This is a genomic window from Spirosoma endbachense, from assembly GCF_010233585.1.
Lineage (GTDB): Bacteria > Bacteroidota > Bacteroidia > Cytophagales > Spirosomataceae > Spirosoma > Spirosoma endbachense.
Genome location: NZ_CP045997.1, coordinates 4,970,555 through 4,994,341, shown reverse-complemented (window position 1 = coordinate 4,994,341; position 23,787 = coordinate 4,970,555). Strand labels below are relative to the sequence as shown.

The window sequence follows — 23,787 nt, the reverse complement described above, 5'->3', positions numbered from 1 at the left end:
TTCAGATCCTCTGCGATTTCTCTAACCGTTTAGTTGTGAAAGCGGCTTCGACGGAACACTTCGGCACTTTTTTCGGGTAATCGCCCAAGGGCTGCTTCGGTAGCATCCATGAGTTCGTGAAAACTCACAAAGTCATCGGTATGGTGGTTCTGATAGATATCCTGAAAAATGATATATTCCCTGTATTTTTGTAAACTAATTTTTGATTTGATATATTTATAGATTTGATTTTTTACGGCCAGCATTAAATAAAGATCCAATTGCTTGATGATAACTATCGACCGACGTTTCCAGAGACTCATGAAAATGTCCTGTACTAACTCTTCGGCATCTTCCTGCACATTGACCTGGTGATAAGCCATTTTAAACAGCTTGTACCAGTACCGCTGATAAATCTCCTCAAAGCTTGCCATGCTGCCCTGATGAAAAAGCGTTACCAACTGCTCGTCATGTAGCTGTTTTATATTCATTGAGTTACGGGGTATAGGTACTCTATTTAGGTATAAGTACCCTAAATCATAAAAACCCCTAAAAAAAGCAAAAAAATAATCAAATAGTCAAATTTGACCAGGCTGATGCAGAATAACGGCTAATCCTCAATGAATTAGTTAGAATTATAAATATACCAATCATTAAATATATTATTATTTTTAATAGACTATAATTTATATATTATATCTAAATATATAAACAATTACAACAAAAGTTTTTATATTAAAATATTTTAAAATAATATTGCCTCCGTAACATTTACCCCCATTTCTTATGAAGTATTTTTCAATTATCGCATGCCTGATGCTTATGACATTGAGTTGTCAGGAGAAAAATCCCGTAGATTCAATAGCCCCAATTAGGGCTGAAGCGAAGAATGGATCAGCCAGAGCCGCAGGTCAGTATAACGAAATCATGGCTGGTTATTATAGAACCGGGGCTGATAGAGCCGATCACCCGGAGAAACTAACTACCATGCTTGATTTACCAACCGATTTGGATATGGTGGTGGTTTTCACAGTCAATACGAGTGCCACCAGTAACTACTGGAATGTCTTAAAGGATACATATGTGCCGGAACTTCATAAGCGTGGCACTAAAGTCATTTACACAGTAGGTGGTATTAACTTACCATCAGGCTATACACACGATGCCACCGGCTATGATAAATACGCCAAATTTCTGATAGACAATTTCCTCATCAAGTATAATGTAGATGGTCTTGATTTTGATATTGAGGATTCTCCAAGCGGCCAAACGCTAACCGATAAAGTAGGAATTGTTACCGCTTTGTCAAAATATGTAGGACCTAAATCAGGGACAGGGAAGCTACTTATTTATGATACGAATCAGAATGGGACCACCCCCTTTTTTGGTGCTATCTATGATAAAATTGATTATGTGTTCTTGCAGGCTTATGGTCGTAGTGCGACCAGCGTTAATGGCACCTACACCAACACCTACGCGAGTAAACTACCCCTAAACAAATTTTTGCCGGGATTCTCATTCCACGAAGAACGGGGTAACTTTCACGATGTTCACTCCCCTGATGATCAGAAAGGGATTGCTTATGATTACGCGAACTGGAATTTGGGTAAGAAAGGGGGGATTTTTGCATATGCCATTGACCGTGATATTGCCGATCAACAAACGGATACGAGCCCTGCTCCCGATTATAAAGTGACCAAGAACCTGCTCGACATCCTTCATGGAAATGGTGTACAATTCTACAGGGATTATAACTATAGTGGTCCCGTATCGAGTTATCTGAAAAAGGGAACTTACACGGGGTTTCAATTGAGCGTCGCTGGGGTAACTAATGACTGGGCATCGTCGGTGAAAATTCCTGCGGGCTGGAAAGTAACCATGTACGAAGGCGATAATTTTAGTGGTCAGTCGTGGGTACTTACTGCAAATAAAAGCTCTTTTGGCTCACTTTCACCAAGTGCCAATGATAAAATATCATCAGTAAAGATTGAATAACGGGTGGTAACACAAGTTTAAAAAGCGGGGAGTCGACTCTCCGCTTTTTTGGTTAAAAGGGCAGTAAGAGGTATTAGATAGTTGTAAGGCGTACCTAAAAGCAGCGTTTGCCTTATCGAGTCGTTAACCCTGTTGCCGGAACGATAGCAAATACGCCCTTTATACATTTGGGCGCATCAACCAACACCTCAAAGGGCTGATGGAAAACCAATTAGCAGGAATCAACGAGTTACAATCCTGCTTGAGTTGGGCTACACATTTTCTTAAGGAACGGATTCCCTGTAAGAGCAAAGCAACAATGCACGGACATCTGCTTTTGGTTAACTCAAGTTGATTACTTTTCTCTTTTGAACGCAACAGCTTCAATTTCCACTAAATAATCAGGATTTGCTAAACCGGCAACAACAATTCCCGTAATAACGGGTGGGTTACTTAATTTTTTTAGAAAACCCTGAGCTCCTTCAAAACCCTTTCGTACGTCTTGCCCCTGAACAATATAAATTGTCAGTTTAAACAAGTCATCTACCGTTGCATCGCAGGAATTTAAAGCAATTTCAATGTTTTTTAAAATGTATTCCGTTTGTAAGGTTATGTCGCCTTTCCCAATTATTTCCAGATCTTTTGTTATTGCATTTTGCCCGCCAATATAAATTGTACTGCCATTTCCTTTTGTAATGGCAATCTGAGAGAAAGCCGGATTTTTTAATAATTCGTCTGGGTTCAGAAATTCTACGGTTGAGTTCATATTTTCTGGCTGTTGTTTATACAATAACTTCTCTTGAAGCCTTTTGTCCAGCATGTGTGCACGCTTTGTCTTAAGCCGAAAGCTAGTTATAAGCTACCAATAGCTTGATTAGACCTATACATTACACGATCATCCTTTTACATAGGCCAATTTTTCCGCCACCTTTCCATTTCGGACTTTGAAAATATCCACTCCCCTCAAATGCCATGGTTTCCCTTCTTTTGTCTTGCGATAAATCCACCTGACAACACAACGATCACCAGTCGCAAAAATCTCCTCCGTCTCAAAAATGGCGTCTGGATTTGCCGCAAAGAATTTCCCCCAATATGCCCTGACGGCATCAGCACCCACTAAACGGGTACCATCAGGTTGTGGATTCGTATTCTCAAAGATGCAGTCTTCTGTCATAGCATTCATTACAGCATCGACATCGTGACGATTGAACGCTGCATTGAATCGTTCCACTGCGTCAAGTGTAAGACTTGTCGCACTATTGTCTATTTCGGTTGCCATATGTGCCTGTGTTTTCTTTTGGCTAAAACTGGTTTTACATGATGTCAAAATGAATGATGCCGCCATGAGAAGTACCAAAATTTGATTCATTTTCCTGATAGTTTACTTGTAGACTGGCTTAGCAAAATTAAAACCCGCAAAACTCCAGGGTGGCTCACTATCGGTCAAGATTCATTTAAGCTCTCCTTGGAAACGTGCTGCCTGCTACACGATAAGTGACTCGCAAAGCATTATTGCTGCCGACTAACTTGACGCTTAAGCAGGAAGTAAACCCCTCCTACCAAACAACATAACAAACCAATACCCCTGAACAGACTGCCCCAGCCAATGACATAGTAAGTAGCATAAAGTTGGATGTCAAAAGCGTCGCCTTCAACCCAAAACGAGACAATTAACAAGAGCAGGCCGAGCGCCAAAAACATCAATTTAGTATTCATTGGTAACCTGTCTAAGGTATACAACTAAAGGTAGTTGTCATGCTGCCCCCTACGTTAGATTTGGCTACCCCAACCAAGACGTTTTCTGTTTCATACGCACGCTTAAAAGCTGACTTGTCGAGATGCGCTCGCGGTCAGCTTAGTTTAAGCTATTCAATTTATTTCCAGCAATTTATATTTTTATTTGGCTATTTACTCAACACCCAAAGGGCTGATTGGTAGAAGAATTACTCAAAACAGGTGAGTTTCCTTAATCTTTAACAATCGATCAGTCAGGCGATAGAACTTGCTTTCTGTAAATCGACAAGTTACCCATGCAGGGTTTACAAAAAACCCACGTCAAACTCCTTGCTTAAAAGTACCCGATCAGTTTGGCTAATTTCAAAAATCCATTTGCCTCCCTGCATCTCCCAGGTGTATTCAAATTTGTAATAATCAAAATTTGCTTCTCCAATGCAACCAACCTTCATTTCGACTACTTCGGTAGAGGCTGAATTAGTAGCAGGGTTAACCATCTGAGGGTAGAGGATTCGTGCTTCAAACTCTTCTGCGTTCTCATCCTCTAAGCCTGAAAGTAAATATTCTATGCCGAAGGCCAGGCCACTTTCAATGTTGATCTTATCGGTCTTTTCTAAAAATTGGATGGTATCACTGTGAAGAAAAAAGCCTGTAGGGCTGTTTTCGTTGTTGTCGGCTACTTCGTTAATTAATTGGCAGACGCCAAAATTGAGCAACTCAACCTCAGTTATCATAATCGTTTTTTGATTAGAGTCAATCTTGGACTTGCCTTGTGAGGTATTTGCCTTGCCAGCCGCAATGTACCCTGCATGTGGGTTCGACAGGCAATTAGGTTTGGCCCTTCGACACAAAGCTGACCCGCAAGCAATGACCTGAATGAGCCACCCAACGCCAACGCTGGAGTTGGTGGTTGACGCGAAACTCACCTAAATGCCAACGCCATCGATGGCCCGATGGCGAACATACGGGGCCTTTTCGGCCTCGGTTTGTTGGTCTGTCACGCTTGACTTTAGAGCGAGCAGCCTGCCGCTAAAGGCTTGCCTTACAGATTTTTGGCAAGACCACGCTGAATTTCAAGAACAAACTCAATATTAATACTACTGTCTTCAGCTATTTCTTCGATGGTGAGTTTGCCCCGTTTTAATAATTTCGCAACAGTCTCCGTTTTTATCGACATCTCAGCTTCCTGAATCTTTTGCTTCTCTGCCTTGACCGCTTCGGCGTTTGCTGCTGTCACACGCGCAAAAGTACGCCTGCTCCTCTGGAGCCATCTTCCGCGTGTCCAACTCGTCAATGGCCCGTTTAAGCCATTCCTCGTTCCAGAAAGCCGGATACTGAGTGGGTTCGGTCGTATGAAGACGCTTCATAGTATACATTAATTTTTCCAAGTCGGCCTGAATGTCAGCTACTTGTTTAGTAAACTTAGCCAATTCTACGATAATGAACGTCAGTTGAGTGTCAATAATTTCGCCATCTTCGCTTCGCAGATTAGCAACGCTGTGAAAATTCGCTCCGCTCCACCACTGTATTGAACTTGTGTAAAGCGTAAAACTTCATACGCTGGACAAAATACGGAGCCAAGCCCAACTGATTTTCGACAATAAATTGATTGCCGTTTTCATTAGTACAAGCCAAATTAAAGATGCCGCTGCGGCTGTCGATAGTCAGAGCCTCAAATACATTCTTATCAAAATGTACTTCTCGAATAGGCATGTCCGACTTGATGAGAGCCCGCAAAGCTGTCCGAAGGAAAAGACTGTCGGCTTCGTTACCGAAGGTGGCTTTAAAACCGTAATCAGAAATAATGGAAATATAATCGCCTGTCGCCATTTAGCATAATTACTCGAAACACAGAGACATACTACCTGTAGCCAGACAGTCGCAGATGCAGAGTTTATAAACCGTACTGCCTAAATTATCTTTGGCTGATCTACTATGGATGTGGGATTCCTGATTTTTTCAAACGTGATGTAATCGCCCCTTTTTTTCTACCCAATGCTGCCGCAATATCTTTGATAGATGCTCCTTCAAAAAATTTGATTTTCAATTGACGCTCTTCTTCGATTGTCCACGGACTGTATGCTGCTGCATGCTTTCGACGAATTTCCTCGACTGAATATGCTTTAGGTTTGTCAACACCCGAAGACCCATACTGATTAATCGAGTCAGCTCTTCAGTACCCGCTATTAATCCTTTATAGACTTCAATTGGCATCTGCACATACAGAATTTTACCAGTGGAATCAGTGACGTATTGAATATCGAGCATTTGTTACAAAGGCTTTTTTTACAATCAACCCAAACTGAAAATGAAATTTTAAATCGGCTTTTCTTGTCGGCCCAAAGACCAAGATAGAAGCTCAAAATCTAACCTCTAAAACATGGGCCCTGTCAGCGGGGAAGCGACCTCGCAAGGTTTTTGTGCTTATGTTGTATTAGCTGCATCTTTACACCCTTTGTCTGTTGGGCTGCCTACTTTCCTTCAGGCTAGCATCTTGTCGCCAGACAGGTGAACCACGCCAAGCTCACAACAGGACCAAACGTTGATATTTAGCCTACCTTTTTTCTAGTTGCCACTTCGAGAACGCAGCTACATAAAGTGCGATTAACACGCCTAAACCAGGAAGCAATACTATCAAACTTAGCCAGGGATTTTGGCCAGATTTTTGAAAAATCTTCCAGATTGGCAAAATAGTAATGATGTTAACCGGAATAAAGAAAAGAAGTAGTAAAACTAGCTCTTGCCCTCCTAAGCCCATAAATGCTAACATATCATGACGGATTTAACTAGTGAAATTGTTTTTATGAGTCGTGTCACCTGTCGCCAGGAATCTTACGTTACTTTCACTTTTACGCTCTTGTTGCGAAGGCATTAACGCCCACTTGCTGAACCGTCAGCACAAGTCACTATTTTCGCCGTAATAATAAGTAACGAATCGAATAATTACAAACTAAATTATAAAATAAGTTACAAATATCAGTTATATTGATTAAGTCTGGTATCGAAGGGATTTCCAAATTAGTTATTTGGGCATGACAAATACTTGTACCGTTATGGGCTGCGGGACAATTAAAACCGATAGCGGATCGTCATTGGAACGACTTAGAGGTATATTCCTCAACTACTGGTTTACCCACAGAAAAGTCTTCTCGACAGGTTTAACAGGAAGAATAGGAATTCTTATATCCCTGAATGAGTCCTGTTAAACCTGTCGATATAAAATCACAGTTCAAACGTAATACCCTGCGCCAGCGGCATGGTCGTGCCATAGTTGACGGTATTGGTTTGCCGACGCATGTAGGCTTTCCAGGCGTCGGAGCCGGATTCACGACCACCGCCCGTTTCTTTTTCGCCCCCGAACGCACCTCCGATTTCAGCGCCCGATGTGCCGATATTTACGTTGGCAATACCACAGTCGGAACCCGCAATGGATAGGAAACGCTCAGCCTCCCGCATGTTCAGGGTAAAAATGGCCGACGATAGCCCTTGTGGTACAGCATTTTGCTGAGCAATTGCGTCATCCAGCGAGGTGTATTTCAGCAGGTAAAGAATGGGCGCGAATGTTTCTTTCTGTACGATAGGCCACTGATTTTCGGCTTCGGCAATACACGGCTTTACGTAACATCCTGATTCGAAACCCGACCCGTCGATCAGGCCCGGCTCAACCACAAACCGTCCCCCCAATTCGCGAATCTCGTTTACGGCTGTCTGATAGCCTTTTACGGCCTGTTGATCGATGAGCGGCCCAACATGGAACGACTCATCCAATGGGCTCCCAATTCGTAGCTGAGCATAGGCGTTTTTGAGCCGATTCTTTACATCGTCGTAAATACTCTCCTGAACAATGAGCCTGCGTGTGGTGGTACACCGTTGGCCAGCCGTGCCAACGGCTCCGAACACAATTGCCGGAATAGCCAGATCAAGGTCGGCATGTTCCGATACAATAATGGCGTTGTTACCGCCCAGTTCGAGCAGACTACGGCCCAATCGTCCGGCAACGGCTTCAGCGACCGCCTTACCCATGCGCGTGCTACCCGTAGCTGAAACCAGCGCGATACGTGGGTCACGGGCCAGCCATTCACCCGCATCGCGACCGCCGGTAACAAGGCACGACACACCTTCGGGAACATCGTTATTACGCAACACGTCGCCAATGATCTGCTGACAGGCCAACGCTGTCAATGGCGTTTTTTCGGATGGTTTCCAGATACAGACATCGCCACAAACCCAGGCCAGCATCGCATTCCACGACCAGACGGCTACGGGAAAGTTAAAGGCCGAAATAATACCCACAACCCCCAACGAGTGCCATTGCTCAAACATCCGGTGAGCCGGACGCTCGGAGTGCATCGACAGGCCATACAACTGCCGCGACTGCCCAACGGCAAAATCGCAGATATCAATGATTTCCTGTACTTCGCCCAGACCTTCCTGAAGGGACTTACCCATCTCATAGCTGACCAGTGTGCCAAGTTCACGTTTATACCGCCGGAATTGCTCCCCCATCTGCCGGACAATTTCGCCCCGGCGCGGAGCGGGTACCTGACGCCATTGCTGAAAAGCAGCCTGCGCGGTTTCAACAACACGATCATAATCAGCCCGACTCGACACGTGGACGCGTGCAATGAGCTGACCGTCAGCGGGTGAATAGGAATCGATTGTTTTTTCGGAAGATTGCCAGAACTGTTGCCCGGTGCTGGTTCCGGGTTTTACGGGCTGCGTTGGTAAAGGGAGAATCGACTGCATAACTATCGGTACTCAGTAGGTTGATGTGTTGGCAAATCTAGTGGCCTTTGTATAAACAACGGACACATGACAGTAAACTTTTTACGTCCAATTAGGTTGATAACATGATGATTTGTTATCTCAACGACCATGCAACGTTATGAAAATCAATGTAACACTTAGTTTGCTGACGCTCGGAGCAGCGTTGGCAGCTGGAGCCGCCTGGGCACAAACTACGCCCACCGGGGCAGCTACCTCAACCACCTATCCGCAGGGCGCTATCGCCCCCGATTCTACACCCGCCCCATCATCACGAAGTCAGCGAAGAGCCATGAAACGCAATAAAAAAGCCATGGAACAAAACGCGCGCATGAACTCAGGTACCTCAACGAGTGTGCAGGATGGTCAGTACCGGAAAAGTTCGGCCAGCGACGGCACGGCCATCAACAACAGCAACACGACGAACTACAACAGCAACAACGTTACGAATGCTCCCACAGGCGTTGGCAGTAATCCAACAGTTGCAACGCCTACGCCCGCCGATCAGGTAAGCAACGGACAGAACAATTCGGCTGCCCGTAGTTCTGTGAGTAGCGACGGAAGCAGTTATTCGCCCAATACGGGTGCAACTCCATCCGGAACAAGTGTCAGCACTTCAGGCACCGGAGCCGCAGTATCGGGTGCAAGAACCGGCGGAACACCAGCCATAAAAGCAGGTAGCACGAACCGCAGCACCAGTGTGGGCGATTTTATTTCGTCATCGCCAAATTACACGACGCTGCAAAATGCGCTTCAATCCGCTGATTTATTTGAGACACTCAAGGGAAGCGGCCCTTACACCGTGTTCGCACCGTCGAATAGTGCCTTCAAAAAACTACCAGCCAACGCCCAGAGTGGTCTGCTGGAAGGCAGCAACCGCGATGCACTAAAACAATTGCTCTCTTATCATGTCGTACGGGGAGAAGTCGATATTGCCGAGTTAACTCGTCGAATCAAGGCGGGTAATGGTCAGGCCGAATTACAGACACTGGCAGGAAGCACCCTGATGGCGAAACAAGGCTCAAACGGCAGCATTGATTTGACCGACGATCAGGGACATACGGCCAGCATCGACGCTGGTGATAATTACAAGTCAGAAAACGGTGTTGTGCACAGCATTAACATTGTGCTGATGCCCAAAGCTGTAGGTACAATGTTTCGGTAGATGAGCAATACAATATACCAATGGCCGTGGAAATGAGTTTAAGCGCTCATCGCCACGGCCATTGTACGTTATCATCAGACTGTGGCTGGTCATTTAATTCGTTTTGCGGTAATTCCAGATTGCCCAACCGTTGAGCACGATCGCAAAACCGATTTCGTAGAGCAATTGACGGGTTACATCAGCAAGACCACTACCTTTCAGGATAATCATTCGAACCACTTCGATAAAATGCGTAACGGGGGTCATATACGCAATGGCCCGCGCCCAGGGCGGCATACTGTCGATAGCGGTGAATAAGCCACTCATCAGAATAAAGATCATCACGAAGAAAAAGGCGACGAACATCGCCTGCACCTGCGTATCACTATAGGTTGAAATGAGTAGCCCAAACCCCAGCAGAGCCACCAGATAAACGCCCGCAAACAGATACAGGGTTGCCAGACTCCCAACAGGAATAATGCCGTAGACGAGTCGGGCAATAAGCAGTCCGATGGTGAATACGATCATACCTAATACCCAGAACGGAATCATCTTACCCAGAATAAACTGCCATTTCTGAATGGGTGTCACGTTGATTTGTTCGATGGTGCCAATCTCTTTTTCCCGCACAATGTTCAGGGCCGATAAAAAACCGCCTACCAGCGTCAGGAGTAAAACCAGAATACCGGGGACCATAAAAAATCGGTACTCGCCCAGTGGATTGAACCAGTTTGACGAGGTTACGTCAATGGCCGTAGCCTCATTAAAACGGCCGGACTGCATCCACTGTAGCCGGACATCGCCATTGAAATCGCCGATAATCCGGTTCAGGTAGGCCCCTCCCAATCCTGCTTTGGTTCCGTTAATGGCATCGACCGCCAGCGACAGCTTTTGCGAGCCTTCGCGAACCAGATTCCGTTCAAATCCAGCAGGAATTTCCATGATCAGATCGGCGCGGTTATCTTCAACCGTGTGCAGGGCCTCCTTAAATGAATGACTCGCTTCGATAATGCGGAAATAACCGGATGAGCCTACTTTCGAAATCAGCCGCTGCGAATAGGTGCTGTGATCGTTATCGACAATGGCCAGGTTCACATTCTTCACATCGAAATTGGCGGCCAATGGCAGAATAATCAGCTGGATCGATGGCATCGCAAAAATCATGGCCAGGATACTTTTGTCGCGGAATATTTGCCGAAACTCTTTCCGGAGCAGAAACTTCAGGATTCTCATGCGAGCCGTATGTTAAAGTTCTTCAGACTAATTCCCAATAATCCAACGGCCATCCCGATCAGCACAACCGTTTCTTTCCAGACTGCACCAAAGCCCAGTCCTTTTAGCATAATCGCTTTCACAATCAGATAATACCACCGCGAGGGAACGATATTGGACACCAGTTGCAGCGGTAGCGGCATGTTTTCCAGCGGAAACATAAATCCCGTAAACAAGATGGTCGGCAGCATCATCCCCATCATAGACGCCAGCATGGCCACCTGTTGCGAGGCCGTTATGTTAGAGATCAACAAACCCAGCGAAAGGCAACAGATAATGAACAGTGTACTCTCGGCAAACAGCAGCACAACACTCCCCCGAACGGGAACATCCAGCACAAAAACCGCCAGCACCAGAATCAGGGCAAAATCCAGCAGCGAAAGCACCAGATAAGGGACGGCTTTGGCAATAAGAACCAGAATCGGTTTAAAAGGCGAAACCAGTAGCACCTCCATGGTTCCCAGCTCTTTTTCCCGAACGATGGAAACAGACGTCAATGTTGTGCAGACAATCATCAGAATCAATGCTAATACCCCCGGAATAAAATTCAGCGAACCATTCATATCCGGGTTATAAAGCATTCGGGTCTCGGTCTGAATCTGATACGGCAAGGCTGCGGCTGCATTGATTTGCTGCTGATAATCACCGATAATTCCGGTCAGATAGTTGGTGATCGTTGTGGCCGTATTGGGGTCCGATGCATCGGCAATGAGTTGAATCTGTGCTTTATTAACATGGCGTAGATCATCATTAAAACCCGTTGGAAAGACGATGGCCGCTCTTATTTTTCCTTCCCGAAACGCACGTTCCATGTCGGCATAGCTCAGTACGGACTGTTGCAGATTGAAATACGAGCTTGACTGAATTTTGGTAATGATCTGTTGGGTAGCTACATCTTTTGAAAAATCGACGACGGCCAGATTGATGTTTTTAACCTCACTGCTCAGGGCATAACCAAACAGCATAATCTGCGCCGTTGGCAACCCAAACAGGATGAGCAACGTACGCCGATCGCGGAAGACGTGGTAAAATTCCTTTCGTATAAAAACCAATAGTTGTTTCATGCCCGTAGCTGGTTGAACTTAATCCGCAGAACGTTTGGCTCCCCGAGCCAACTGATAGAAAACATCATCCATTGAATCGGTGGCAAACTGTTTTTTCAGATTTCCCGGCGAATCCAGCGCGTCTATTTTGCCATCGACCATGATCGAAATCCGGTTGCAATACTCGGCTTCGTCCATGTAATGTGTTGTCACGAAAATGGTGATGCCCCGATCGGAAGCATCGTAGATCAGATCCCAGAATTGCCGACGCGTAACGGGGTCAACTCCGCCGGTCGGTTCGTCCAGAAACACAATTTTAGGTTCATGGATGATGGCGACCGAGAACGCGAGCTTTTGTTTCCAGCCCAACGGCAGGCTCCCAACCATCTTTTTGGCTTCGTGTTCAAGCCCCAGCGTACTGATCAGTTCGTCGCTTTTCGTTTTCAGGTCTTTATCCGACAGGCCATACACGCCCCCAAAGAATTCGATATTTTCCAGGATGGACAGGTTTTCATAGAGCGAAAACTTCTGACTCATGTAGCCAATGTTTTTCTTGATCGACTCCTGCTGCTTGTAAACATCGAAACCCGCGACCGTGGCCTGCCCGGAGGTTGGAAACGACAAGCCGCAAAGCATCCGCATGGCCGTAGTTTTGCCTGCGCCATTGGCTCCTAAAAAGCCGAATATTTCACCGATTTCTACATCGAAGGAAATCTTGTTGACTGCCACAAAATCACCGAATTGCTTCGACAACTCATGACAGGAAATGGCTTTCTGATTCGTTGCGTTCATACCCGTAGGAATTAATCGGCCTGTTTCGTCATGAGTTCGATGAATCGGTCTTCAATGGTCGGTGTGATGCGTTTCACCTCAACACCGGTATGTTTTTTCTGCTCAAGGTACTGGAGCAACGTGTGCGAATTCTGGTCGTTATCCTGCCTGAAGGACACGTGCAGATACTCACCAAAGGCGTAACTGCTTCGTATTGAGCTATTCTGCCGGATGTCGTTCAACAGCTGATGAATAGAATCTGCTTTGACGGCGAATAGCTGCCCCGGATAAGAATTTATCACGTTTTCCGGCGTGTCGATGGATAGTATTTTACCCGTTTGAATCAGCGCAATTCGTTCGCAAAGCGTCGCTTCGTCCATATAGGGCGTCGACACCAGAATGGTGATACCCTGTTGTTTCAGGCGCTTCAGCATATCCCAGAATTCTTTGCGGGAAACCACATCGACACCGGTCGTCGGTTCATCCAGAAACAGGACCGTGGGTTTATGGATCAGGGCGCAGCAGAGAGCCAGTTTTTGCTTCATTCCGCCCGAAAGCTTACCCGCCCGGCGTTTTTTGAACGGTTCGATTTGTTCGTAAATGTCTTTGATCAGAGCGTAGTTTTTCTGAATGGTTGTGCCGAACAGGGTCGCAAAAAAAGTCAGGTTTTCTTCGACGGTTAAGTCCTGATAGAGTGAAAACCGTCCCGGCATGTAGCCAACGGTGTTCCGAATAGCCCGGTAATCCTTCACAACATCGTACCCATCGACGGTTGCGGTGCCTTTATCGGCCAGCAGTACCGTTGTCAGAATACGAAAAATGCTGGTTTTCCCGGCTCCATCGGGACCGATCAATCCGAAGAGTTCGCCTGGCTCTACTGAAAAAGAAATCTCATCAACGGCCAGAACTTTCCCGCTGTCGTAGGTTTTGGTCAGATTCATCAGCGTTACGCCCCCCATGATTACTCAGTTCGTTTTGGGTATATTCGAATCCAGAATCACTTCGCCATACATACCGATTTTGAGGTAGCCGTCATTTTTGACGCGTATTTTGGTAGCATAGACCAGATTGGCCCGTTCATCTTTCGTCTGGATAGTCTTGGGCGTAAACTCCGATTTGGTTGAAATCCAGGAAATTGTACCCGGATATTCTTTAAATCCTTTTTCGCCATTATCGATCCGTACCGTAACCGACTGATCGACCTTCACCTGGGGTAGCTGCGTACCCGTGATGTAGGCTCGAAGGTTGAGGGTATCGGTATTGGCAATCCGGTATAACGGCTTACCCAGCGTGGCCATTTCGCCCGCAAAGGCGTATTTGGTCAATACGGTTCCTTTCACAGGATTGACAATCTGGCCTTTCTGCACCTGTACTTCATATTGTTCAGCGGCCTTCGCCAGCGAACCCTGTTCACTCAAAACGCCCCGATTTTGCGACGCATTATTGGTTTCGGCGACCCTGATTTGCTGGCGGGTTACGTCCAGTTGTTTTTGCAGCTGATCGATCTGGGCATTGAGGTCGTCTAACTGCTTTTGGGTAGCCGCATCCGCTTTGATCAGATTTTCGGTTCGGGTCCGCTCATGTACCAGCTGCTTAAGCTGGGCCTCCTGAACGGCGAGCTGTCGCTGGGTTAGCTCAACCTGTGGCCGTACACTGGTGGTTCGCTCTCTCAGTGCCTGCATCGATGCCTGCACCTGCTCTTTCTGAAGTTTGGCGGAGGTTACGTCGATCTGACCAACCGTTTGACCGGCCTTAAGTACATCCCCTTCGTTGGGCGAAAACGTTAAAATCTGGCCGTTCTGCTGAGAAGATACGATAATTTCATCGGCCTCAAAATTGCCGGATGCATCATAATCAGGTTCATTGTTCTGACACGATGCCAGCCCGATGGCCGTTGTAATGATCAGGATTGTAAGGAGTTTCATCGGTTCGACACTGGTTTAATTTCCGGATGTGTTTTTATGGGTATACTGGGCCTGTAGCAGTTGAATCTGATGTAGAATAAGGTTTTGCCGGGCTTCATTTTCAGCATTCACCTGATTGATGTAATCGTGAGACGTAATGACTCCATTTTGCAGTTGGGCATTGGCCGAGTTCTTGACGGATGCCCGTAAGTCAACAATCTGATTGTCCTGAGCGATTAAATCCTGATATTTCTGCACGTCCGAACTCTGCTGAGCCAATGACAGGTTGGTGTTGAACAGAAACGTTTCCCGTTGGATATCCACGTTTTGCCGATTGATTGCCAGTAATTGCACATCGTTGCGGTGCGTGGTATATAAGCTACTCAGTGCCCAATTCAGCCGGATACCCCCAATCCAGAAGAAATCGAAGGTGTTATTGATGATATTGAAGGTTGGGCGGCCATAGTTTTCCTGAAAAAAAGCACTGACTTTTGGCCGGTAAGCGGCCTGTAATTGCTTTTCCTGTACGTCATAAATCCGTTTCTGATTTTCGTACAACGTCAGCTCCGGTCGGTTTACCTGGGCTGAAAGCGTAATGGGCTGCGGCCTGACAAATACCGTACTGTCGTTCAGCGGCTGATTGATTAGAGCACCCAGCATCGTTACGTAGGCCCGTCGGGAGGCTTTCAGTTCGGTAGTCGCCTGATCAGCCCGGATCAGTTCCGCTTTCAGTTCATTCAGGCTACTCCGGAAAGCGGTTCCGTTGGTGAGTGCGCCCTGTGTTTTATCGACTCCACTCTGAATATCGGCTTTTCGTAAATCGGTTTGTTTGAGCTGCTCATCGATCAGGGCAATCCCAAAAAACAATTGATTGACCCGCTCCCGAAGCGCATAGAGGCTGACCTCCAGATTCTGCTCCTGAATGGCAGCATCGGTCCGCCGAGCCTCCTGGGTGTATTTGATCGCTCCACCATCATAAATCAGCTGATCAACCTGACCCGTGACCTTGTATTGATCCTTACTGATTTTAGGCAAGGCAACATTGGGCGGTATTACAGCACCCAGTGCCGATTCGGAGAAATCAACCGTTTGGTTTTGATAGGTGGCCTGGCCCGAAAGTGTCAGTTGGGGCAGATATCCTTTTGCAGCATTCTCAACCGAATACGCGCTGGTCTTCTGAATCAACGCCCGCTGTTTAATGAGCGGATAGTTCTGTTTAGCCAGCGTATAGCAGTCCTCGATCGTCAGTGACTGGCCTGCCTGAGCCAACAAGCCAACCGGAATGGTCAACAAGCCTACCAACATGCTTATCTTTTTCATGATTAAGCCGGTTCAAATTGACTTAAAATTAATTTTTAAAAATATTTTTAACACCTGGGCAAAAAAAATTTAACTGGCCTTTAAAATCGCGCTAATCCATAAGGGTATCAACCGTTTACGCTCCTGCATTAAGGCATAAAACTCGGCCGGTTCCTGATTGGCGATTACCTGAACAAGAGGCCGTGCAATAAAAGGCATGACCACCAGGCTCATGATGCTCATCATAATTTGCATTGGATGCATACTGATTTCATGCGCATCCAGTTCGGCCTGTAACTGCTTAAAAAAATACGACTGTGTGATCTGCTTTCTACCTACAATATCCACTAGTTTGTCAGGATTCGCGGTTACTTCCCGGAAAACAAACAGCGGCAGTTCGGGCTCATTCGTAAACAGATCAATATAAAACGTAACGATCTTCTGTACTTTCTCGCTGAGTGACGTTTTCGGATCCATCATAATCTGCTTGATGGAGCCAGCAATCTGCTGGATATTCTCCGCCATAATGATGTCGAACAGCTTTTCTTTGCTTCGGAAGTAATAATTGAGCAGCGCAATGTTCATTCCGGCTTCCTCCGCAATATCTTTCACACGAGTGGCAGCATACCCCTTTTGCGTAAACATCTTACGGGCCACCTCCTTGATCCGTTCTTCCGTTGTGCCGTCCAGCGCGTTATTGGCCGATTTCTCCATACAGTCTGGCCTTCCTGATCACTGCCCAGAAAGGGCTATAAAGCTTAATTTTCGCAGGCTTGCTGGCCTTGTCAGCACAAAGGTTAGCAATTAAAAACATTTTTAAAAAAATATTTTAAAACCAAATGTGCTCATTTATCCAAAGGTCATCGACGCAGCATCTAATGGATAAACAGACTTAATGCCATCACACCCGCCAGCCCGGCCACCGATACGAGCGTTTCCATAACCGACCAGGTTTTCAAGGTATCGGCCATTGACAATTGAAAGTATTCGCGAAACAACCAGAAACCCGTGTCGTTGACGTGCGAAAACATCATGCTTCCGGCGCCAATACTCAGTACCATCAGGTTAGGCTCAACTCCGGATGCTTTCAGTAGAGGTGCCACAAATCCGGCCGTTGTGATGCCCGATACGGTCGATGAGCCAACGCACACCCGAATGATAGCAGCCATGCTCCAGGCCAGCACATACGGGTGCAGAGTCGAATGCTGCATCAGATCAGCGATGTTCTGGCTCACGCCACCATCTGTCAGAACCTGTTTGAGCGCACCAGCTCCGCCAAAAATCAGTAAAAGCATCGCTATTTCTTTGACCGAATCGGCCAGAAGCGTCGTGATTTCCAGCATTGATTTGCCGCGCTGCATGCCCAGCGTACCAATCGCAACCAGCACCGAGAGCAGCATACTTACAATCGGTTCGCCAAGTGTCATCAACACCTGCTTACTCACAGAACCATCGGGAAGAAAGGGACTAAAAACGGTGCTCAGGCCAATTAACAGAATCGGCAGTAAAACCGTCAGGAAGCTGGCCGTTACCGAAGGCATCTGTTCATCGGTCAGTTCAGCCGCCATAAACGCTTTGTTGGGCAGCGTTGTGTAGCGTCTAAGCGTCGACCCAAACAGGGCACCTGAAATCAGAATAGCCGGTATGGAAACGATGATTCCGTAAAAGAGCGTCAATCCCATATTGGCATTGAACTGCTTAAGAATCGCCAGGGGAGCCGGATGGGGCGGTAAGTACCCCTGCGTAACCGACAACGAAGCCAGCATTGGCAAGCCGATGTAAAGCGCTGGCAGTTTGTATCGATAAGCGACTGTAATCACCAACGGAGTCAGCAACATAAACCCAACCGAGTAAAATAGCGGCAGGCCAACAATAAAGCCCGTAACCATAAAGGCCCAGCGGGCATGTTTTGGGCTAACCAGCGACATCATTGTGACGGCAATCTGCTGAGCGGCACCGCTTGTTGCGACCAGTTTTCCCAGCATGGCACCCAGCGCAATAATCCCCAGAATAGAGCCAAGCGTCCCCCCTATTCCCTTCTGAATCGACTCAAGAATCGGGAGTGGCTGCATACCCAGCGCCAGGCCAACGCCCATCGACACCACCAGAAAGGACAGGAAAGTATGTAAACGTACGTACGAAATCAGAGCAATCAGAACAATGATAGCGAGGGTTGTGATCAGCAGGGGCATAGTGGGAAAAGACCAGCTTAAACTAGATTTACTATCCTGGCATACTCTTGGCGCACAGTAGAATAGTCGTTAGTAAGGTGCAGATCCGCTCCTCAACTTCACATTGACAACGGTTGAATTCCGCTAATCAGCGATTGCATATTGCCGGTATAGTGACCGTCTAATCACAAAAAATACTTTTTTTCTTACAGGGTTTCCTAAATTTGCGGCCTTATTCTTAGCCTACTCAACGATAGCATTGGCCATGCCTACAAGCAGGATTTTCGACGATGACTCCGGTCTTTGGAATGCCTTTCAACAGGGAGACATCGAGGCTTTTGAACATATTTACCGAACGCACTCGTCTTTATTACTGGCTTATGGCAAACGCCTGAGCAGCGATCATGACCTGGTCAACGACGTTGTGCAGGATGTTTTTTTGGAGATCTGGACTCGCCGGAGCACTCTGCGTGATCTGCACACGATCAAATACTACCTCTTCCGGATTGTGCGCAACAAGCTGTCAAAAATACGGACCAATGCACCACTCCTGGCTACTGACGGTGAAGATATGATAGCCGATGACCAGCTACTTTCACCATCCATTGAATTTCTGATTACGCAACAGGAAACAAGCAACGACCAATCGGCCCGTCTTCAAAAAGCCATCACAATACTGCCCAGCCGCCAGCGGGAAGCCATTACCCTGGCATTCTATCACGACTTCAGTAATGATGAGATTGCAGGCATTATGGGAATCAACCACCAGTCCGTTATCAATCACCTGAACCGGGCGATCATCTGTCTGCGTGATTTATTTACCAGTCACCCGATTACGCTTATCCTGATTGGGCTTTTTTTGTAAGCTCAATTCTCAGTTTTTTTACGAAGAATTGAGAAGTTTTTAAAAAATTTCAAAAAAGATGAGTTAAAACCACGCCCTCTCGACTATTATATCTAGACGAACGCGTGTATTATGACCCAACTCTCTCGCTGTGAAGACTTTGTTGCTGACTCCTATTTTCGGCAATGGGTAAAGAATCCTGATGAAGCGTCAACGCTTTACTGGGAGTCCTATCTGGCCGACTATCCCGAAAAAGCAGAAGCCATACAACAGGCGATTGATCTGGTTAAACAAATTGCCGACGCTACATCAACGCTCGCGCATCCAATTAAGGGCGACGACGAAGAACGGATCTGGGCGGCTATCCGGAATCAAATTGAGTTGTCACCTCAACCCTCAACGAACCCGTTCACAAAGATCTTCCGTCGGAATTGGCGCAATTGGATTGCTATTGCGGCATCCATCGCCATGATGATGAGCCTCGGTTGGTGGTGGCTGCGCGTTCGCCATGCAGGCAACGATCAGGAACGCTTTCACGAGTTAGCACAGTTGGATCAGTCGCTCATCGAGCAAACGAATGATACCGATAGGCCCCGCCTGATTGCGCTGCCCGATGGCAGTACGATTATTCTCCAGAAAGGCAGTCAGGTTACGTTTTCGAAAAAATTTAATGGCCCTAATCGGGCAGTCTATCTGATTGGCGAAGCCTATTTTGAAGTGGCCAAAGACCCATCGCGGCCTTTTCTGGTCCATGCCAATGGCTTACTAACGAAAGTGCTGGGCACCAGTTTTACCATTCGGGCCTTCGCCGACGATAAAGATGTGGTAGTTACGGTTCGGTCGGGCCGCGTCGCCGTTTTTCCGCAGACGGATAAGCAACAGCAGCAAAAAGTCAGTACGCCTTCGCTGGATGGAATCGTACTGACCCATAACCAGCAAATCGTTTTTGCTCGTCAGCAGGCACGGCTTATCCGCACCCGTGATGTGGTTGCTACGACACCTGTTTTTCCGAAAGGGCTGTCAACCAGCTCAACCAACTTCATCTTCAATGCAACTCCGGTCAGCGACGTATTCCGCGAACTCGAAAAAGTGTATGGGGTGAAGATCAGGTACGATAAAAACGTGCTGGGCAACTGCCGGCTTACGGCCGATTTAACCGACGAATCGCTATCCGAAAAGCTAACGATTATCTGTAAAAGTATTGAAGCTGAGTACCAGATGCAGCAATTAGCCATTGCCGTTTCCGGGCCCGGCTGCCAACCTTAAACTACATGACCATCAGAAAATTAAAAACCAGAAAAAGACCTATGCAGTAGAATAAAGCCGAAGAGGAGTCAGCAATGCGCCAACATTACTGACTCCGGTATTGTCCCAGGAGTCGCTAAACCTACGCCCGATTTACCGGGCGTCCGGGAAGATTTTGTCAACAGGTTCTTAACAAAACCCTTTCAAATTTATGAATAACCCCATACTCTCCAAGTTTATTGGATGGAACGTTATGCGATTAATGCTATTCCAGTTGCTGTTAGCCACGATTTTTTCAAATGTCTCGCTGGCTACTGACGGCAACGCACAGGATGTGCTCAATCAGAAGATCACCTTACAGATTGCGAACAAAAACATAAGTGATGTTCTGAGTCGAATTGAAAAGCTGACCGATGTGAAGTTTTCCTACAGCCCCGATCTGATCCAGTCGAATCGGAAGGTATCGGTGTCTGCCGAAAATGAAACGCTGGCTCAGGTGCTATCGTCGTTGCTTGGCCCCCTGCAACTTAAGTATGAAATGGTCGGTAACCGACTGATTCTGACGCGAAACGCCAGTACACAGAAAAAACTGTCATCCTTAGTCGATGCTCCGCCTGTCGAGTCAGCGGCTCCACCGATTACCATTTGGGGGCGCGTGTTTGACGAATCGAACAAACCACTTCCGGGCGCGACCATTCTCTTAAAAGGAACAACCTCCACAGGTACGGTGACCGATGCCGAAGGTGTTTTTACGCTGAACGTGCCCGACGGTAACGGAACGCTTGTTGTTTCATCGATTGGCTACACGGCCAAGGAAGTCTCCATCAACAATCAGACAACTATTGACATTTCGCTCGTACCCGATGTCAAATCATTAAACGAAGTGGTCGTTGTAGGTTACGGCACCCAGAAACGGTCGGACTTGACCGGATCGGTCGGGAGTGTAAAAAGCACCGAGTTGCTGGAGCGCCCGGCCATTAACGTCGAGCAGAGTTTACAGGGTCGTATTGCCGGTGTCAACGTTTCGGTTAACTCCGGTCGTCCGGGTGGCAATACAAACATTCGGATTCGCGGCTACAGTTCGATCAACGCAACGAACAACCCACTGTATGTGGTCGATGGTATCATTTGGGCCGCTGGTATCGACGCCCTGAACCCAGCCGATATTGAATCGATCGATGTGTTGAAAGATGCATCTGCAACGGCCATTTACGGAACACGGGGTGCCAACGGTGTTATTCTGGTAACGACCAAACGAGGGCGGAAAGGTGGAGCTGTAAGTTACGATACCTACGTAAGCGCAAGCCGCATTGCCCGCAAACGCGATGTACTGAATGCCAAAGAATTTCTGGCCCTCGAAGATTTAGCCTACCAGAATGTAGCCAAATACGACCCGGCAGGCTGGGCTAGTGGTAAATACGCCGACAAAGATCCTAAGATCAAACGGACTGCCCTGATCGGAAAACTGTTCGATGCAAACCTGAATCCCCTGTATGATGTCGACTGGCAGGATGAAACCACCCGTACAGCGATCAGTCAGAATCATAACCTGGGCTTTACGGGCGGCAGCGATCAGACGACGTATGGGTTGTTTCTGAACTACAACGACAATCAGGGAATTATCAAAAATACGTATCTGAAGCGTTACAGCGGTCGGTTGGTTATTGATAACCAGGTCAAGAAATGGCTGAAGGTCGGCGCAACGCTGAACTATAGCTATTCGGAAGAACGGCGAGCCGACGAAGGTGTTGGGGGCAACAACATTCCCCGGATGCTGATCGAGATGATTCCAATTGTACCAATCCGTTATCCTGATGGCACCTATGGTAAGCGGCAGGATTATCCTGACATGGAAAGCGGAGACAATCCGGTAGCTCTGGCCAACGAAGACAACCGGATGTATAAGAAGCAGGTGTTTGGTGCCAATACCTACGCCAACATTACGCTGATGCCGGGTCTGGACTTCCGCACTACGTTCGGGGCCAACATTGCCAGCCAGTACAATCCGTTCTCGGAAACCAACCAGGTTCAGCTGACTCGCCCGTTCCGGGGTTATGCCGAAATCTGGAGCTACGATACCAAATTTTTGCAGTGGCAGAACTACCTGACCTACAACAAACAGATCGACGCATCGAACTCGATCAATGTTGTGGCGGGTGCCGAGTTGCAGAAATACACCTACCTGCAATGGTTTTCAGGGGTCGAAAGTCTGCCGGACAATTACTACCAGTACTATAACCTGGGCGTTAGTGCCAATCCATTGCCGCCTACGTCGTCGTACAATGCCTACCAGATGGCGTCTTACTTCGCTCGTGGTAACTACAATTACAAAGACAAAATCCTCGTAACGGCAACGGGTCGCTACGATGGTTCGTCGCGCTTTGGGGCCAACAACAAATATGCGTTTTTCCCATCGGCAGCGGTGGCCTGGCGGCTATCGCAGGAAGATTTCCTGAAAAACAGTCACCTTATCTCCGATCTGAAAGTACGCGCCAGCTATGGCTTGACGGGGAACTCGGAAATCAATTCGTACCAGTCGCTGGCAACGCTGAGCACCAATACAACGGTTTTCGGTGGACAGCGTGCGTCGGGAACCATCATCGGTACACTGGCCAACCCAAACCTGCGCTGGGAAAAAACGGCACAGTACGATCTGGGCGCATCGGTGGGCTTTCTGAAAGGGCGCATTAACCTTGAAGCCGACCTATATCTCAAAAAGACCCATGATCTGCTCCTTTCGGCCCCCGTGCCACTGTCCAGCGGATACGCCAGCATCTACAAGAACATTGGCAGCATGGAGAATCGGGGCCTGGAGTTATCGCTGAACACGATCAACATCGACAACAAAGATTTAACCTGGTCGACGAACTTCAATATTTCGTTCCTGAAGAACAAAGTAACGGCCCTGGGCGACGCAAACGACGATATTTTCCCGGACCCACAGTTTCTCAACAACACGAACATTCTGCGGGTTGGCGAATCGGTTGGCTCGTTCTACGGTCTGGTTCGGACGGGCACCTGGGGATCGGCAGAAGCCGATCAGGCGGCTAAATACGGCAAGAAACCGGGCGACCTGAAATTCCTGGATCTGAACAACGACGGTCAAATCAATGATCAGGATCGCATTATTACCGGCAAAGGTATTCCCACTGGCTACGGTACGTTCAGTAATACGCTGCGCTACAAAGGTCTCGACCTGACGGTTGATCTTCAGTTCTCGTATGGCAACGATATTTTAAATCTGACGCATCACTCGGCACTCGATCGCACAGGGCAGGCCAACAGCTACGCCGAAGTGTTAAATGGATGGACGCCCACCAACCAGAATACGTTCATTGCCGAAGCGCGGCCGTCGTATGTGTATTACGATACAAAGATCGATTCGTATAAAGTAGAAGATGGGTCGTTTCTGCGGGGGCGTAACCTGGTGTTGGGCTATACATTTCCAACTGACTTCGTACAGCGGATTAAGCTAAGCCGTCTGCGGGTATACGCATCGGCGCAGAACTTCTTTGTGCTGACGAAATACACAGGCTACGATCCGGAAGTAAGTACCTACGGCAACGCCTTTGCACAGGGAATTCAGTTCTTCGACTATCCGAAAGCACATGTGTTCACGGCCGGTCTGAACGTCTCTTTCTAA

Annotated in this window: 22 protein-coding genes; 5 read left to right on the top strand and 17 right to left on the bottom strand. The window is 47.3% G+C overall.

Annotation, left to right across the window (positions count from 1 at the left end):
* Positions 1-29: 29 nt before the first annotated feature.
* Positions 30-470 (bottom strand): RNA polymerase sigma factor, encoded by a 441-nt coding sequence (locus GJR95_RS20125; protein ID WP_232541249.1) that lies wholly within the window; start codon positions 468-470, stop codon positions 30-32.
* Between the two features lie 295 nt (positions 471-765).
* On the opposite strand from GJR95_RS20125, the gene GJR95_RS20120 reads away from it, so the two are divergent.
* The gene (locus GJR95_RS20120; protein ID WP_162387565.1) at positions 766-1,974 is read left to right on the top strand and encodes an EndoS/ChiA family endoglycosidase; all 1,209 of its coding nucleotides are present in this window, start codon (positions 766-768) and stop codon (positions 1,972-1,974) included.
* 334 nt (positions 1,975-2,308) lie between these two features.
* Here GJR95_RS20120 and GJR95_RS20115 read toward each other — a convergent pair whose 3' ends face one another.
* From GJR95_RS20115 to amaB, 8 genes are all read right to left on the bottom strand, one after another.
* Positions 2,309-2,773 carry a RidA family protein gene (locus GJR95_RS20115; RefSeq protein WP_232541248.1) on the bottom strand — a complete coding sequence of 155 codons (465 nt, stop codon included), beginning with the start codon at positions 2,771-2,773 and terminating at the stop codon, positions 2,309-2,311.
* Between the two features lie 75 nt (positions 2,774-2,848).
* Positions 2,849-3,322 carry a nuclear transport factor 2 family protein gene (locus GJR95_RS20110; protein ID WP_198424869.1) on the bottom strand — a complete coding sequence of 158 codons (474 nt, stop codon included), beginning with the start codon at positions 3,320-3,322 and terminating at the stop codon, positions 2,849-2,851.
* Positions 3,323-3,462: 140 nt separating this feature from the next.
* Complete coding sequence (locus GJR95_RS20105; protein ID WP_162387564.1) at positions 3,463-3,669, bottom strand: hypothetical protein; 207 nt, start codon at positions 3,667-3,669, stop codon at positions 3,463-3,465.
* Positions 3,670-3,992: 323 nt separating this feature from the next.
* The gene (locus GJR95_RS20100) at positions 3,993-4,421 is read right to left on the bottom strand and encodes a DUF3859 domain-containing protein (protein ID WP_162387563.1); all 429 of its coding nucleotides are present in this window, start codon (positions 4,419-4,421) and stop codon (positions 3,993-3,995) included.
* A gap of 308 nt (positions 4,422-4,729) precedes the next feature.
* The gene (locus GJR95_RS42690; RefSeq protein ID WP_317167088.1) at positions 4,730-4,924 is read right to left on the bottom strand and encodes a hypothetical protein; all 195 of its coding nucleotides are present in this window, start codon (positions 4,922-4,924) and stop codon (positions 4,730-4,732) included.
* A gap of 251 nt (positions 4,925-5,175) precedes the next feature.
* Positions 5,176-5,517 (bottom strand): PD-(D/E)XK nuclease family transposase, encoded by a 342-nt coding sequence (locus GJR95_RS42685; protein WP_317167087.1) that lies wholly within the window; start codon positions 5,515-5,517, stop codon positions 5,176-5,178.
* Between the two features lie 213 nt (positions 5,518-5,730).
* Positions 5,731-5,955 (bottom strand): hypothetical protein, encoded by a 225-nt coding sequence (locus GJR95_RS20090; RefSeq protein ID WP_162387562.1) that lies wholly within the window; start codon positions 5,953-5,955, stop codon positions 5,731-5,733.
* Positions 5,956-6,909: 954 nt separating this feature from the next.
* Positions 6,910-8,433 carry an L-piperidine-6-carboxylate dehydrogenase gene (gene amaB, locus GJR95_RS20085; RefSeq protein ID WP_162387561.1) on the bottom strand — a complete coding sequence of 508 codons (1,524 nt, stop codon included), beginning with the start codon at positions 8,431-8,433 and terminating at the stop codon, positions 6,910-6,912.
* Between the two features lie 139 nt (positions 8,434-8,572).
* Between amaB and GJR95_RS20080 the strand changes: the two genes are divergently transcribed.
* Entirely contained in the window at positions 8,573-9,616 is a 1,044-nt protein-coding gene (locus GJR95_RS20080) for a fasciclin domain-containing protein (RefSeq protein WP_162387560.1), read from the top strand.
* A 93-nt stretch (positions 9,617-9,709) separates the two neighbouring features.
* On the opposite strand, the gene GJR95_RS20075 is transcribed toward GJR95_RS20080, so the two are convergent.
* The 8 genes from GJR95_RS20075 to GJR95_RS20040 form a co-directional block, all read right to left on the bottom strand.
* A complete protein-coding gene (locus tag GJR95_RS20075; RefSeq protein ID WP_162387559.1) occupies positions 9,710-10,828 on the bottom strand; it encodes an ABC transporter permease in 1,119 nt (372 codons plus the stop codon).
* A complete protein-coding gene (locus GJR95_RS20070; protein ID WP_162387558.1) occupies positions 10,825-11,931 on the bottom strand; it encodes an ABC transporter permease in 1,107 nt (368 codons plus the stop codon). The genes GJR95_RS20075 and GJR95_RS20070 overlap by 4 nt, the downstream gene beginning before the upstream one ends.
* Before the next feature lie 18 nt (positions 11,932-11,949).
* A complete protein-coding gene (locus GJR95_RS20065) occupies positions 11,950-12,702 on the bottom strand; it encodes an ABC transporter ATP-binding protein (RefSeq protein ID WP_162387557.1) in 753 nt (250 codons plus the stop codon).
* A gap of 11 nt (positions 12,703-12,713) precedes the next feature.
* Complete coding sequence (locus GJR95_RS20060; protein WP_162387556.1) at positions 12,714-13,640, bottom strand: ABC transporter ATP-binding protein; 927 nt, start codon at positions 13,638-13,640, stop codon at positions 12,714-12,716.
* Between the two features lie 6 nt (positions 13,641-13,646).
* The gene (locus GJR95_RS20055) at positions 13,647-14,606 is read right to left on the bottom strand and encodes an HlyD family secretion protein (protein ID WP_162387555.1); all 960 of its coding nucleotides are present in this window, start codon (positions 14,604-14,606) and stop codon (positions 13,647-13,649) included.
* A 15-nt stretch (positions 14,607-14,621) separates the two neighbouring features.
* Positions 14,622-15,905 carry a TolC family protein gene (locus GJR95_RS20050; protein WP_162387554.1) on the bottom strand — a complete coding sequence of 428 codons (1,284 nt, stop codon included), beginning with the start codon at positions 15,903-15,905 and terminating at the stop codon, positions 14,622-14,624.
* A 69-nt stretch (positions 15,906-15,974) separates the two neighbouring features.
* Positions 15,975-16,598 (bottom strand): TetR/AcrR family transcriptional regulator, encoded by a 624-nt coding sequence (locus GJR95_RS20045; RefSeq protein WP_162387553.1) that lies wholly within the window; start codon positions 16,596-16,598, stop codon positions 15,975-15,977.
* 161 nt (positions 16,599-16,759) lie between these two features.
* Entirely contained in the window at positions 16,760-18,076 is a 1,317-nt protein-coding gene (locus GJR95_RS20040; RefSeq protein WP_162387552.1) for a gluconate:H+ symporter, read from the bottom strand.
* A 244-nt stretch (positions 18,077-18,320) separates the two neighbouring features.
* On the opposite strand from GJR95_RS20040, the gene GJR95_RS20035 reads away from it, so the two are divergent.
* From GJR95_RS20035 to GJR95_RS20025, 3 genes are all read left to right on the top strand, one after another.
* Entirely contained in the window at positions 18,321-18,920 is a 600-nt protein-coding gene (locus tag GJR95_RS20035) for an RNA polymerase sigma factor (protein ID WP_162387551.1), read from the top strand.
* A gap of 111 nt (positions 18,921-19,031) precedes the next feature.
* Positions 19,032-20,165 (top strand): FecR family protein, encoded by a 1,134-nt coding sequence (locus tag GJR95_RS20030; RefSeq protein WP_162387550.1) that lies wholly within the window; start codon positions 19,032-19,034, stop codon positions 20,163-20,165.
* A gap of 190 nt (positions 20,166-20,355) precedes the next feature.
* Positions 20,356-23,787 (top strand): TonB-dependent receptor, encoded by a 3,432-nt coding sequence (locus tag GJR95_RS20025; protein ID WP_162387549.1) that lies wholly within the window; start codon positions 20,356-20,358, stop codon positions 23,785-23,787.

Coding starts and splice junctions, on each gene's coding strand:
- GJR95_RS20125 (WP_232541249.1), bottom strand. CDS start 470: ATGAATATAAAACAGCTACATGACGAGCAGTTGGTAACGCTTTTTCAT.
- GJR95_RS20120 (WP_162387565.1), top strand. CDS start 766: ATGAAGTATTTTTCAATTATCGCATGCCTGATGCTTATGACATTGAGT.
- GJR95_RS20115 (WP_232541248.1), bottom strand. CDS start 2,773: ATGCTGGACAAAAGGCTTCAAGAGAAGTTATTGTATAAACAACAGCCA.
- GJR95_RS20110 (WP_198424869.1), bottom strand. CDS start 3,322: ATGAATCAAATTTTGGTACTTCTCATGGCGGCATCATTCATTTTGACA.
- GJR95_RS20105 (WP_162387564.1), bottom strand. CDS start 3,669: ATGAATACTAAATTGATGTTTTTGGCGCTCGGCCTGCTCTTGTTAATT.
- GJR95_RS20100 (WP_162387563.1), bottom strand. CDS start 4,421: ATGATAACTGAGGTTGAGTTGCTCAATTTTGGCGTCTGCCAATTAATT.
- GJR95_RS42685 (WP_317167087.1), bottom strand. CDS start 5,517: ATGGCGACAGGCGATTATATTTCCATTATTTCTGATTACGGTTTTAAA.
- GJR95_RS20090 (WP_162387562.1), bottom strand. CDS start 5,955: ATGCTCGATATTCAATACGTCACTGATTCCACTGGTAAAATTCTGTAT.
- amaB (WP_162387561.1), bottom strand. CDS start 8,433: ATGCAGTCGATTCTCCCTTTACCAACGCAGCCCGTAAAACCCGGAACC.
- GJR95_RS20080 (WP_162387560.1), top strand. CDS start 8,573: ATGAAAATCAATGTAACACTTAGTTTGCTGACGCTCGGAGCAGCGTTG.
- GJR95_RS20075 (WP_162387559.1), bottom strand. CDS start 10,828: ATGAGAATCCTGAAGTTTCTGCTCCGGAAAGAGTTTCGGCAAATATTC.
- GJR95_RS20070 (WP_162387558.1), bottom strand. CDS start 11,931: ATGAAACAACTATTGGTTTTTATACGAAAGGAATTTTACCACGTCTTC.
- GJR95_RS20065 (WP_162387557.1), bottom strand. CDS start 12,702: ATGAACGCAACGAATCAGAAAGCCATTTCCTGTCATGAGTTGTCGAAG.
- GJR95_RS20060 (WP_162387556.1), bottom strand. CDS start 13,640: ATGGGGGGCGTAACGCTGATGAATCTGACCAAAACCTACGACAGCGGG.
- GJR95_RS20055 (WP_162387555.1), bottom strand. CDS start 14,606: ATGAAACTCCTTACAATCCTGATCATTACAACGGCCATCGGGCTGGCA.
- GJR95_RS20050 (WP_162387554.1), bottom strand. CDS start 15,905: ATGAAAAAGATAAGCATGTTGGTAGGCTTGTTGACCATTCCGGTTGGC.
- GJR95_RS20045 (WP_162387553.1), bottom strand. CDS start 16,598: ATGGAGAAATCGGCCAATAACGCGCTGGACGGCACAACGGAAGAACGG.
- GJR95_RS20040 (WP_162387552.1), bottom strand. CDS start 18,076: ATGCCCCTGCTGATCACAACCCTCGCTATCATTGTTCTGATTGCTCTG.
- GJR95_RS20035 (WP_162387551.1), top strand. CDS start 18,321: ATGCCTACAAGCAGGATTTTCGACGATGACTCCGGTCTTTGGAATGCC.
- GJR95_RS20030 (WP_162387550.1), top strand. CDS start 19,032: ATGACCCAACTCTCTCGCTGTGAAGACTTTGTTGCTGACTCCTATTTT.
- GJR95_RS20025 (WP_162387549.1), top strand. CDS start 20,356: ATGAATAACCCCATACTCTCCAAGTTTATTGGATGGAACGTTATGCGA.